The 12,687-nt window shown below is 66.2% G+C and carries 9 protein-coding genes; 3 read left to right on the top strand and 6 right to left on the bottom strand.

The genetic code is table 11. From position 1 onward, the window contains the following. The first annotated feature begins 9 nt into the window (after positions 1-9). Entirely contained in the window at positions 10-1,245 is a 1,236-nt protein-coding gene (locus JQX08_RS06080) for an NADH:flavin oxidoreductase/NADH oxidase family protein (protein ID WP_204915395.1), read from the top strand. Positions 1,246-1,328: 83 nt separating this feature from the next. Here JQX08_RS06080 and JQX08_RS06075 read toward each other — a convergent pair whose 3' ends face one another. Both JQX08_RS06075 and JQX08_RS06070 read right to left on the bottom strand, forming a co-directional pair. Continuing rightward, a complete protein-coding gene (locus JQX08_RS06075) occupies positions 1,329-2,723 on the bottom strand; it encodes a DUF1254 domain-containing protein (RefSeq protein ID WP_204915394.1) in 1,395 nt (464 codons plus the stop codon). A 57-nt stretch (positions 2,724-2,780) separates the two neighbouring features. Beyond that, complete coding sequence (locus tag JQX08_RS06070; protein WP_204915393.1) at positions 2,781-4,238, bottom strand: DUF1254 domain-containing protein; 1,458 nt, start codon at positions 4,236-4,238, stop codon at positions 2,781-2,783. A 210-nt stretch (positions 4,239-4,448) separates the two neighbouring features. On the opposite strand from JQX08_RS06070, the gene JQX08_RS06065 reads away from it, so the two are divergent. Next, positions 4,449-5,522, top strand: a complete 1,074-nt coding sequence (locus tag JQX08_RS06065; RefSeq protein ID WP_204915392.1) for an AraC family transcriptional regulator — start codon at positions 4,449-4,451, stop codon at positions 5,520-5,522. Between the two features lie 4 nt (positions 5,523-5,526). Here JQX08_RS06065 and JQX08_RS06060 read toward each other — a convergent pair whose 3' ends face one another. The 4 genes from JQX08_RS06060 to JQX08_RS06045 form a co-directional block, all read right to left on the bottom strand. Then, the gene (locus tag JQX08_RS06060; protein ID WP_204915391.1) at positions 5,527-6,324 is read right to left on the bottom strand and encodes an alpha/beta fold hydrolase; all 798 of its coding nucleotides are present in this window, start codon (positions 6,322-6,324) and stop codon (positions 5,527-5,529) included. 52 nt (positions 6,325-6,376) lie between these two features. Further along, complete coding sequence (locus JQX08_RS06055; RefSeq protein ID WP_204915390.1) at positions 6,377-7,834, bottom strand: flavin-containing monooxygenase; 1,458 nt, start codon at positions 7,832-7,834, stop codon at positions 6,377-6,379. 190 nt (positions 7,835-8,024) lie between these two features. After that, positions 8,025-9,392 carry a DUF1329 domain-containing protein gene (locus JQX08_RS06050; protein WP_204915389.1) on the bottom strand — a complete coding sequence of 456 codons (1,368 nt, stop codon included), beginning with the start codon at positions 9,390-9,392 and terminating at the stop codon, positions 8,025-8,027. Between the two features lie 23 nt (positions 9,393-9,415). Beyond that, positions 9,416-11,191, bottom strand: a complete 1,776-nt coding sequence (locus JQX08_RS06045) for a DUF1302 domain-containing protein (protein ID WP_204915388.1) — start codon at positions 11,189-11,191, stop codon at positions 9,416-9,418. A 332-nt stretch (positions 11,192-11,523) separates the two neighbouring features. On the opposite strand from JQX08_RS06045, the gene JQX08_RS06040 reads away from it, so the two are divergent. Then, positions 11,524-12,633 carry a LuxR C-terminal-related transcriptional regulator gene (locus JQX08_RS06040; RefSeq protein WP_204915387.1) on the top strand — a complete coding sequence of 370 codons (1,110 nt, stop codon included), beginning with the start codon at positions 11,524-11,526 and terminating at the stop codon, positions 12,631-12,633. Positions 12,634-12,687: the final 54 nt, after the last annotated feature.

Here is a 12,687-nt window from a genome sequence, read left to right as displayed (position 1 = left end):
GAGAGCCCCATGTCGCCCTTTCAATCCCTGCAATTGCCCAATGGCGCTGTCATTCCCAACCGCATCGCCAAGGCGGCGATGGAAGAAAACCTCGCCAATCAGGACCAGACCCCCTCGGATCAGCTGCTGCGCCTCTACCAGGCCTGGGCCGAAGGCGGCGCCGGCCTGCTGCTGACCGGCAACGTGATGGTCGACGCGCGCGCCATGACCGGCCCGGGCGGTGTGGTGCTGGAAGAAGGCCAACGGCTGGAGCGCTTCCGCGACTGGGCGCGCATCGGCCGTGCGCAGGGCGCGCAGTTCTGGATGCAGATCAACCACCCCGGCCGGCAGATGCAGGCCAACCTCGGCCAGCCGACCGTGGCGCCATCCGCCGTAGCGCTGGATATGGGCGGGCTGTCGAAGCTGTTCCCGCTGCCCAAGGCGCTGGACGAGGCAGAGATCGCCACGCTGATCCAGCGCTTCGCGCGCACCGCAGTGCTGGCCGAGCAGGCCGGCTTCAGCGGCGTGCAGATACACGCCGCGCATGGCTACCTGCTCAGCCAGTTCCTGTCGCCGCTGAGCAATCGCCGTGAGGACCGCTGGGGCGGTTCACTGGAGAACCGCGCGCGCCTGTTGCTGGAGGTGGTGAAAGCGGTGCGTGCCCAGGTGTCGCCGGGCTTCTGCGTGGCGGTGAAGCTCAACTCGGCGGACTTCCAGCGCGGCGGCTTCGAGCCGAGCGACGCGCGCCAGGTGGTGCTCTGGCTCAACGAGCTGGCCGTGGATCTGGTCGAGTTGTCCGGCGGCAGCTACGAGGCGCCGGCCATGCAGGGCGATGCGCGGGACGGCCGCACCCTGGCTCGCGAAGCCTACTTCCTCGAGTTCGCCGAGGAGATCGCCGCCATCGCGCGCATGCCGGTGATGGTCACCGGCGGCATCCGCCGTCTGCCGGTGGTGGAACAGGTACTGGCCGGTGGCGTGGCGATGGCCGGCATCGCCACCGCACTGGCGGTCAACCCGGCGCTGCCAGGCCTCTGGCAAAGCGGCCAGGCCCAGGTCAGCGCCGAGCTGCCGCCGATCCGTTGGAAACGCAAGGCGCTGGCCGCGCTGGCCTACATGTCGTTGGTGAAGTTCCAGATGCGCCGCCTGGCACTTGGCAACCACCCTGCCCCGGACGCCTCGCCGTTGCGCGCCTTGCTGCTCGAGCAGTGGAAGACCCTGCGCCGCACCCGGCAGTACAAGCGCTTGATGAGCGGCCGGGCGGGCTGATGCCTTCGACGGGCGAATCGGGGCCCGTTCGGGCTCCCCGTGCCGCCCCTGCTGGCACAACGCACCAGCAGGGGATCGCGACGCTAGTCGAGACGCTTGACCGGCTGCGGCAGCCAACGGCCATCCAGGGCTTCGGCTTGCGGCCAGTAGAGGCGCAGGTTCATCGAGAACGGCCCCTTGGCCGGTGCCGGCAGCCAGTTGGATTCCTTGTCCTTGCCGGGTGACTCGCGCTGGATATACAGCTCCAGCGAACCGTCGGCACCGAACTGCAAGGGGTCGCGATCGCCGATGGCGTAGCGGTTGATGGGGTTCGCAGTGAACAGCTGACGCTCGTCATACAGGGTCAGCGACCAGAACGCCCGCACCGGAGGCAGCTGTTCCTTGGTGAAGCGCAGCACATAGCGCTGGTCACTGCGTAGCGGCTGACCCTCGGCGTCGGCGAACACGGTGGGATAGATGGCATCCTCGATGACGTTGGCGCCCAGCCCGGCATAGGCCACCCCGGCGCGATGCAGGTAGTCCGCGCCGTAGGTACCGATCGCCGTCATGTTGGTGCGCCAGCCATTGGCGGCAATCCCCGAGCTGCGGAAGGCCGCCTTGATCTGCGGCAGCGCCACGGCGGGAGCGGCATTCAATGCGTCCTGGACGATCTGCGGCGCCGCCGCGTAAGCGAAATCGCGGCCGGGTACGATGCCAATGCGCTTCAGACGATCGAGCATCGGGTAATCGTTGGCGTGCGGCGGATTGTCCTTCATCAACTCGGCAAACAATTCGAAGAACGCCGCGGCACTCATCTTGTCGACCTGCTCGGGTGGCGCGGTGCGGTCCTGCGTCGGATTCACACGGCCTTTCGGCGCCACGTAGTCGGTGCCGTGGGCACTCAGCGGATAGGCACGGATAGCGTTCTGGAACGCGTGCACCGCCTGGTAGTCCGCGGCACCATTGGTCTGCACCCGGCCGATCAGCAGACCGGCCGCGGTGGGGCTGCGGTACTCAGTGATCCCGGCCGGCAGACTGCCCTGCCACTTCGGTCCGACGATGGCGAATCGCTGCGCGGCATTGCCGGTCGTGCGCGTACCGGGTGCGGCGAACACATCGGTCCAGGCATCCAGCCAGGGCATCAGGTAATAGCGCCCGGCGGAGTCGGGAATCTCGACGAGCAGCGGCTCCTGGCTCACATCGAAACTCAACGCCGAGTACAGCGTGTCGGCATTGGGGCGCACCACCACGGTGAAGTTGGGGTCCGGGAAGGCGCGCGCATGCGCCAACTGGTTGACCGGCGCCATCAGTCCGGCGGGATGCTCGACATTGGTGGCGACGTTCTTGGTCACCTTCATGAGCACCAGGGGATAGGCGTAGACATACGCCTCACGGGCGATCTCTTTCGCTTCGTCGGCAGACAGCGGTTGCTGGGCCGATGCGGTAAACGGCAGCGCCAGCGCTAGCCCCAGGCTGGCGGCGGCAAATAGCTTGTTCATAGGGTTCTCCCAATTGCGGCAGTCCGCCGGCGCGGCGGACGCGAGATGAGTTCAGGCTCAGTTGACCTTGCGAATTGCCGGCGGCTGCCACGCGCCGCTGGTGACGGCCGGCAGTGGCGAGTACATGCGCAGCATCACCTGGAAGTTGTCGCCCGGCGCTGGCAGCCAGTTGGCTTCCTGACCCTTGCCGGGGGGGTGCTGCTGAATGCGGATTTCCAGTGCGCCATCGGCGCTACGCGTGAGCGCGTCATGGCTGCCGAGCGCGAAGCGACCGAGCGGGTTGGCGACCTGGAAGCCGTCCTTGTCGTACAGGGTCAGCGACCAGAACGCGTCGGCGGGTGGCAGCTGCCCGGCCTCGAAGCGCAGCACGTAACTGTGCTTGCCCGACAAGGGCTGGCCGTCGGCATCGGCGAAGGCGTTGGGGTAAATGGCGTCCTCCGGCAGATTGGCGCCGAGCCCGGCGAGAGCCACGACAGCGCGCCTGCGGTACTCGGTGCCATAGCTGCCGAGCGAGTTGCTCCAGTTCCAGCCGGCGTGGACCGTGCCGATGGAGGCGGTTCGCACCACCTGGCGCAGTTCCTCCTGCGCCGCTTGCGCGCTGGCATCGATGGCCTGCAATTGCGCGTTGCTGAAGGCACCCGTATCGAAGTCCTTGCCGGGCGCAATGCCCAGGCCGCGCATGCGGTGGAGGATCGGGTAGTCACTGGCGTGCGGCGGATACTTCTTGAGCAGCTCGGCGAAGCGCGTGAGCAGCTCGACGCCGCTCAACCGGTTGACCTGCTCCAGCGGCGGGGTGGTGTTGTCGACGTGCGCATCGACCGGCAGCCCGACCGGCGGCCGGTACTCACGCCCCCACTGGCTCAGCGGCACCAAGCGGTACTGGTCCTGAACCTGGTGCACCTTGGCGTAGTCGGCCGGGCCGTTGGTTTGCGTGCGCCCGAGGATCCAGAACACCGGCGTGGGCGCGCGGATCAGCTCCACGCCGTGCGGCAGCTCGCCGCTCCAGCCCGGCGCGGCCAGTGCGAAGTTGCCCGCCTTGCCGCCGGTGGTGCGTGTGCCGGGGACCGCGAACACATCGGTCCACATGTCCAGCATCGGCGTGAGGTAGTAGCGCCCGGCCGTATCGGGGACCGAGAAGATCACCGGTTCCTGGCTGACATCCACCCACGCCATGGAATACAGGGTGTCGAAGTTGAAGCGCACCACGTCCTTGGACCGGGCATCCGGATACTCGCGGTAGTGGGCAAACTGGTTGATGGGCGCGCGGCGCGGCGTGCTGACGGCGTCCGGCACATTGGTCATCTGCTGCCGGGTGATGTCCATCAGCACCAGCGGGTAGGCGTAGTGGTAGACGTCGCGCACCAGCGTGCGGAACTCGTCGGCGGGCTGTGCCTGGCTCGCCGCAGGCACGGGGTCAGCGGCCACCGCACTGGCCAGTGGACTCAGGGCCAAGCCGGCCACCAGCACGGCGCCAGACAGCAGCCCGCTCGCCCAAGGTGTATTTCGGTTGCTCATGCATGCTCCGGGGATGTTGTTCTTGTTCGCCGCCACGAGGCTAGGCCAGGCACGTGCAGCAAACTTGACAGTTCCGGACAAAAACCAAACCTTTCGCGACACCGTCCATGTGCGCTGCAGACAGGTAAAAACTTGACTAAACACGTCTGCAGGTTGTCAATTTGCGTCCACACCAACCGTCCGCGCGGTGCGCCCATCCGAGCCAACACGATGAACCCAGTCACCGATTTCGTCCGCGCTTCCGCGCTCCACGGGCTTGCCGAGTTCGCCGCCAGCAACAACCTGAGCGCGCAGGAACTGATCAAGTCGGTGGGGCTTCCGGAGGACGTGCTCGAGCACCCGGACAGCTTCATTCCCTACCGCAAGTTCGCCGCGTTGCTGGCCCTCGCCACTCAGAGTTCCGCCACCCCGCTGTTCGCGTTGCGGTTCGGCCTGCATCAGGGCGTCAGCTCGCTGGGACCGTTGCTGTACCTGATCCGCAATGCCGGTACGGTGGGCGCCGCGATCAACGAGCTGACCCAGTATTTCCACCTGCACGTGAGCGTCGCCCAGCTGCGCCTGGAGGTGGAAGGTGAGCACGCGCTGTTCCACTACGACCCGACCGAGGTCAAGGATGTTGTCAGCCATCGCCTGGTCGTGGAGCTGGTGGTCGGCGGCGCCATGCAGCTGATGCGCACCTTGCTCGGCAATCGCTGGCAGCCGCGCGCCCTGCTGCTGCAGTCCGCGCCACTGTGCGAGACGCAGGCGTACGCCCGCCTGATCGGTCTGACGCCGCAGTTCAATGCGGCGTGCAACGCCTGGCTGTTCGACGCCAAACTGCTCGAAACGCCACTGAGCTCTGGCGATCAGGAGCTGCACCGGCTGATCCAGCAGCATCTCGATGCGCTGGATCAGATTTCGATGCAGGAATTGCCGGCCTACGTGCGCCAGCTGCTGCGCAACTTGCTGCCCAGCGGCCGCGCCACCATGGAGCAGATCGCCGACTACATGGACCTGCATCCGCGCACCCTGCAGCGCTACCTGGCGGAGGAAGGCACGTCCTTCCAGGTGCTCCTCAACGAGACGCGGCAAGCCATGGCGCAGCGCTACCTGGGCGACTCGACCCTCAGCCTGACCCAGCTCGCCGCCATGCTCGGCTACTCGGAATTGAGCGCCTTCTCCCGCGCCTTCCAGCGCTGGTTCGGCTGCAGCCCGCGCGAGTGGCGCGCGCAGCAGCACCCGGCGAGCAAGTCCCGGCAACGCCTGCGCAGCCGCCTGCAGCGCCCGCGAACGCCGCAAGCCTGACCACTCAGGGGGTGAGTGCGGCCCTGGCAGCAGCGATGGCTTGCGGTTGCTCGAACGTCTCGATCCAGGCCATGACCCGCTCGACGTGCCCTTCCCAACCGGGCTCGCCCAGCAGCCAGTGGCCTTGCGCGGGATACTCGCGGTAGTCGAGTTGCTGGCCATACCAGCGCGCCATGCCGCGGCTCACCGCGCGCGGGATGATGCGATCCCGGCCGCCGGCCAGGGCCAGCATCGGGCAACTGACCCGCTCTTTCTGCACCCGGTTGGAGCGCGCCAGATTGAGCACGCCGAAGCCCACCTCGTAGGCGACCTTGCCGGACTCGGCGATCAGCAGCTTGCGGCAATCCTCCCGCGCAGCGGCCGGCAGCCGGTTGAAGACCAGGTAATCGGCTTCCCAGGCGGAGAGGCGAAAGGTCTTGCGCCACAGCGCCCACTTGGAAAAGTGCCGCACCAGACCCGGCAGCATCGCGGGCCGCAACGGAAATACCTGGCCAGGCGCCGCGCTGTTCACCAGCACCAGGCCGGCCAAGTCGAGACGCTGGGCCGCCAGCTGGCCGATCAGCCCACCGAGCGAATGACCGATCAGTACCGGTCGCTGCAGACCGCGCGCCACCTTGACCACGGCGTTGACGTACTGCTCCAGCGCGACCCGCGCCAGCAGGGTGTCCGAGCCATGTTCCTCGTGGCCCGGCAGGTCGAGCGCCACACAGTTGTAGCCGCGCGCGCGGAACATGGCCTCCCAGTCGCGCCACACGGTATGCCGCGACCACATGCCATGGATAAAAACGATGTCTGGTTTCACTTCCGGATCGTCCGCCAGCAATTCAAGAAAGTCCCCGTCGCGCAGCACGTTGTCATGCGCTTCTGAATTCCAGGCTCGGGTCTTCCAGCGATTGCTTGAGTAGCATCTCCTGGTCGCGCTCGAAGTTGTGCAGCACCCGCCAGGGCAGATTGCGCCCCTGCCGCGGCAAGGTGGCGGCAGCGCGCTGGATATAACCGGACTGCATCGAGCCAAGCACCGTCTCGTCGGCCTGCAGCTCGCCGGCCGGCGCGCGGGGCACCACCACGTTGAGGTTGTTCTGCTTCATGTGGTTGAACAGACGGCACAAGTAGCTGGCGGTCATGTCGGCCTTCAGCGTCCAGGGCGCGTTGGTGTAGCCGAACACATAGCCCAGGTTGGGAATGTCCTGCAGCATCGAGCCCTTGTAGGTCATCAGCTCGTTCAGGGCTTTCGCTTCGCCGTCGACCTGGATCGCCATGCCGCCACAGGTCTGCAACTGCAGGCCGGTCGCAGTGACGATGATGTCCGCTGGCAGTTCCTGTCCCGATTTCAGCTTGATGCCGGTCTCGGTGAAGCTGTCGATCTGGTCGGTGACCACCGACGCTTTGCCCGCCCGCAGCGCCTTGAACAGATCGGCGTCCGGCACCGCGCAGATTCGTTCGTCCCAGGGCTGATAGCGCGGGGTGAAATGGCGCATGTCGACCTGCTCGCCGAGTTGCTTGCGCACCCCGGACAACAGCCAGGAGCGTACCAATCCTGGCCAGCGCTTCGATGCCTTGTAGATGAAGCGCTGTATGACGATGTTGCGCTTGCGTGCCAGGGCAAACACCGCGCGCTTGGGCATGAAGTGCTGCAGTACCGCCGACAGTTTGTCGTAGCCCGGCACGCTGAACACGTAGCTGGGCGAGCGCTGCAGCATGGTCACATGCGCGGCGTCGTTCGCCATGGCCGGCACCAGGGTCACCGCAGTAGCGCCGCTGCCGATGACCACCACCTGTTTGCCACGATAGTCGAGGTCTTCCGGCCAGTGCTGCGGGTGCACGCGGGTACCCTGGAAGCGTGCTTCGCCAGGGAAACTGGGCAGGTAGCCTTGGTCGTAGTTGTAGTAGCCGGTGCAGCAGATCAGGTATCGGCAGGTCAGTGCGAGGGTCTTGCCGGTCGCGTCCTCCAGGCAGTTGACGGTCCAGCGCTGCGCCTGGCTGCACCAGGCGGCGTCAGTGGTCTTGAGGCCGAAGCGGACCATCTTGTCGACGCCGTACTCGCGCGCAGTTTCGGTCACGTAGCGGCGAATCGACGGCCCATCGGCGAGCACCTTGAGTTCGTGCCAGGGGCGGAACGAGTAGCCAAAACTGAACATGTCCGAATCGGAACGGATGCCCGGGTAACGGAACAGGTCCCAGGTGCCGCCAATGGCCTGGCGGCGCTCGATGATGCCGACCTTGGCGTTGGGCATTTCCACTGCCATGCGGCAGGCCGTACCGATCCCGGAAAGGCCGGCACCGATGATCAGGGCGTCATAGTGATTCTGCATGGAACACTCTCATGGCTCTTGTTCTGTGGGCCTCAGTATTGCCAAGTGCCGAGCAGCAAACCTGACTTATCCTGACTTCCAGTTGACATTTTACGACAGCGCAAATGAAGGCCTGCCCGAGGGCAGGCGCTGCGCGAAATGAGTGGGAGGGGCGGCCGCTCAGCACGTGGCGGGCGCCCCGTCGCAGCGCTCAGCGCACGCCGGCGGTGCGCAGCGCGGCCGGGGTGAAATCATTGCCCGACGCGGGCACGCCGAACTTCACCCAGCTCTTCTCCTCGTTGATCATGCCGTACACGCCATAGCGCCCCGAGGTCAGGTCGTAGAGCGCCTCGAAGGCGTACCACGGGGTCCGCGCGTGGTACTCCTGCATCAGCATCGACTGGCCGACGCGCCACAGCTGGCCACGGCCGTCGTACAGGTCGGAGGCGGCGATGTTCCAGGAGTCCTCGTCGATGTAGAAACGCCGCTTGGCGTAGACATGCCGCATGCCGGGCTTGAGCGTGCCCTCGACGACCCAGACGCGATGCAGCTCGTAGCGCGCCAGGTCCTGGTTGGTATGCCCCGCCTTGAGGATGTCGGCGTACTTCACCGCGGGCGAGGCCAGGCGGTAGTTGTTGTAGGGGATGTACATGTCCTTCTTGCCGACCAGGGTCCAGTCGTAGCGATCCGGCGCGCCGTTGTACATGTCGAAGTCATCCGAGGTGCGCGTACCGTCGGCGTTGCTGCCGGGGCTGTCATAGGCCACCTGGGGTGCCCGGCGCACGCGGCGCTGCCCCGGGTTGTACTGCCAGGCCATGCGCGCCTCCTTCACCTGATCGAGCGTGTCGTGCACCAGCAGCACGTTGCCGGCCAGGCGCGCCGGCGCCGAGGTGATCGACTTGAACATCAGCAGGGTGTTCGCCGCCTTGTCTTGCGGCAGATCCTGCATCAGGGCGGGAAACGCCACCTGGTCCTGGATGCGCACCAGGGTGTAGTCGCCATTGCGCTGTGGGAAGGCACTCGTCGAATCACGGAACAGGTTGCCGCCGCGATAGCGGGTGATGTGGTTCCACACGGCCTCCAAGCCGCTCTTGGGGATGGGGAAGGCCAACGTGCGCGACTCGGTGAAGCCCTTCAGGCCGTTGCCGCCTTCGACGAGGCTGACCTTCTCGGCGCTGATGCGTGCCGCCGCATACACCTCCTGCGGCATCGCCACGCTGCGATGGCTGGGGTAGACCGGCATCCGGAAGCTGTCGGCATAGCGTTTGAACATGGCCAACTGACCGTCACCGAGGCGATCCTTGTACTGATCGGCATTCGCCGCGGTGATCACGAACAGCGGCTGCTCGTTGGCGAAGGGGTCGGCGAGAAAGCCTTTGCCGTCCACCGCCGCGGCGTTCTGCGGCAGGCCGCCGGTCCACTCGGGAATAGTGCCGTCGGCATTGCCGGCACGCTCTGCGCCAACCGGCGTCAACGAGGTGCCGAGAGTGGCCAGTTCATCTGGAGAAACGGCCGCCGACACGCTGCCGGCCAGCAGGGACAGGGCGCAGGCCCCGAGGAATTTTGTCGTCGCTTTCATTGCTGAGGTTCTCGCGCGGCAGGTTAAAAGTTCACGCCCAGGCTGAGCGCCAGGAAGTCGCGATCGATCTGGTTGTTGTACTGGCCACCGAAGTAGTCGGTGTACGAGAGGCTGGCGGTGTAGACGCTGCGGTAGTCGGCATCCAGGCCCAGGCTGATGGCCTTGGCACCTTCGTTGAAGGTCGGGCCGTAACCGTCCACGTCATGCGCCCAGGCGAGGTTGGGCTTGAGGTTGATGCCCGCGAAGACGTCGCTGTACTCGAGGATGCCGCGCGCCCGGTAACCCCAGGAGGTGTTGGTGTAGAAGCCGTCGGCATTCGCCGCGCTGTAGGCGCCCACTTCGGTGATGCGGCCATAGCGCTGCTCGCTGCGGCTCTCCAGCCCACCGAGCTGGGTGACCCCGACCTCGCCCACCAGGGTCAGGCGATCGGCGCCCAGCACGCGCTCGAAGAAGTGCGTCAGGGTGGTCTGCGCCTGGGTCATTTCCTTGCGCTGGTAACCACTCAGGTCCGTGTTGGCGGTGGCCCGCGCACCGGCCGCGCCACCGGCCAGCGCGCCGCCGACCACGTAGAGCACCGGGGAGTTGGTCACATCGATGGCGTTGAAGGCCAGCGGCATGTTCGGCCGGTAGCTCAGTTCGCCGGTCCAGGCGGTGCCGCTCTCCAGGGTGGTCGCGAAGCTCGCGCCGTACAGGCGGATGTCTTCCGGGTACTCGAAGAAATAGCGGCTGTTGCCGAGCAGCGAGGTCTGCGCCAGATTGCCGGCGAGCCCGCCGGGCAAGGTCAGCGCGCGGCCGATCTCCGCCTGGCCGGGGGTGGTCATGCTGAGGTACGGGGTGCGGCTGTGGATGTTCATGGCATAGGCGCCGTATTCGGTCTCGTCGGCCAGCCAGCGCAACGCCAGGCCCCATTGCCCGCCGTCACGCGCATCGCGATCGCCGCCGCGCGGCACCACCAGGCCTTCCGGGCGCATCGTCACGCCCATCAGTCCAGCGAACGGCGTCAGGCCGTTGACCGCTGCCGGCAAGCCCACCGTGAAGTTGTCATCGCAGCCGTCGGCCACCGTGTCGGCGCCGAAGAAGGTGCCGCAGTTGTCGACCACCGTCTGTTGCCAGTCCAACTGGTAGAACATTTCCGCGGACAGGTCCTCGGTGAGGCCCTGCGAGAGCAGCAGCATGTTGACCGGAATCAGGCCTTCCTTGATCTCCGCGCCGGGGCGGCGAAACGCCGCCACGTCGACCGGGTTGATCGCGTTGATGCTGTTGCCGATGAAGGTGCTCTCGCCCCAGCTGACCACCTGTTTGCCCAACCGCCCGCTGCCCGGCAGGCTGCCGAGGGTGTAGTTGTGATAGATGAAGGCATCGAGCAACTCGGCGCCGGAGGACTGCGCGCCCTGCTTGCGGTTGTGGTCGTCGATGTCCTTGAACGGACGATGCTCGTCCTTGAGTTCGAAGTCGTACCAGTACTTGCCGCGCAGGAAGACCCCGGTATCGCCGTACTTCAGCTCCAGGTCGTGGAGACCCTTGAAGATCTTCGAGAAGGTTTCGCCCTTCTTGAAGTTCAGCCGGCCATCGTCGTTGGCCGTCGCGGCGGTCTTGCCGCCGTTGGTGGCACCGACCAGTTCCGGGTCGGCGTTGCGCATCGCCCAGCTGGCCCCGATGGACAGCGACGAGTCGAGTTGCCCCTCGAGTTCGCCGACGTTGAAGGTGACGGCCTGCACGCTGGGCGCAAGGCTGCCCAGGGCGATGGCCAGGGTGAGCAGACGAGGCTGGAAGAATCCGCGCCCTATTGTTGTTGTCATTCGACTCTCCGATGAGGTGGGGGGACGTGCCCTCACCTTAATCAGCCAGCCGATGCCTCCAAACAGACCAAGGTAGCGATCTGCAACCCACACCAAAGTCCTAGATCCCGCTTAAAACGGGGCTTTCCGCGCCCCCATAGATTGCGCGAATACATCACCACAGCGCGCTCGCGCTGCAACCCTGCTCAGGCAAACGCGGTTGACGACCGGCAAATCGCAGTCGCGATATGTCAAGTATTGGTCGTGAATTGTCCATGAAGCCTCATCGCTCTTGGCGATACTGCTGACGGTGGCACGCACCGGTGCGGCATGGGTCGGCCACGACCCGGCACATGCCGCACCGGTGCTCCCAAATGCCTGGATTTGCAGAGGTTGTCAGCATGCTTACCCCGCTTTCTGAAGCACCGTTCCGCGTCGCCCCTTGCGAGGTCAATGCCGCCCCTGCTCCGGCGCCCGGGCATGTCACCCGCGCCCATTTGCTGCGCCGGCTGCTGCGTAGCGAAAGCCGCCTGACGCTGACCTTCGCGCCCGCCGGTTTCGGCAAGAGCGCGCTGCATGGCGAGTGCGCCCGCCTGGCGCCCGCCGGCACGCGGGTGATCTGGCTGGAGCTGCTGGGGCACACACTGAGCCCGCAGGAACTGCTGGCGCGCATCGCCGCAGAAGTCGGCGGGGACCCCGAGAACGAATGCTCACCGGATAGCTTGGGCCGTTTGCTCGGCCGAGTGCGTCAGCCACTCTGGCTGATGCTCGACGACTATCCGCGGCAGCCCTGCGCAGAGCTGGATGCGCTTGTCGAAGACCTGCTCGAGCGCACCCCGGCCCATGTGCAATGGTGGATCTGTGGCCGACGCCGACCCGCCTGGAACCTGCCGCGGCTGATACTGCAGAACGCCGTGCAGGAGCTCAGCGCCGACGACCTGCGCTTCGACGCCGCGGCGCTGCAGAGCCTGCTGTGTGAGCAGCCAGCGCTCGTCGCCCAGGAGCTGAGGACGCGCTTACTGGAGCAATGTGCCGGCTGGCCGGCGCTGATCTGCCTGCTGCTGCGCGAGGCGACAGCCGACACCCTGGCCCAGCGTCTGGAGAGCGGAACGCCGTTGCTGCTGAACTACCTGCAACGCGAAGTGCGGCCTGAACAGGACGCGGGCAATGCCGAGCTGCTGGCGCTGCAGGCCCGTCATCCGCAGTGGTTTGCCGCGCGGCCAGCGCACCGTCCCACTTACGCACACCGGTCGCCGCCGGCACCGCGTTCGCTGTTGAGCAAACGCGAGCTGGCCATTTTGCGGCTCATCGCGGCGGGCCTTTCCAACCGGGAAATCGCCGATCAACTGTGCGTATCGACCCATACCATCAAGGGTCATGCCTGGAACATCAACAGCAAGCTCGGCACCGAGCGACGCACCCAGGCAGTGGCCCAGGCGCAACGGCAAGGCTTGCTCGGCTGAGCATCACCGCCGCTCGGCGTGGATTGCGCCGAGCAGCGAACACTGGCGAGCCCA

The sequence above is a fragment of the Zestomonas insulae genome, from assembly GCF_016901015.1.
Lineage (GTDB): Bacteria > Pseudomonadota > Gammaproteobacteria > Pseudomonadales > Pseudomonadaceae > Aquipseudomonas > Aquipseudomonas insulae.
This window is presented reverse-complemented; position numbering and strand designations above follow the sequence as displayed.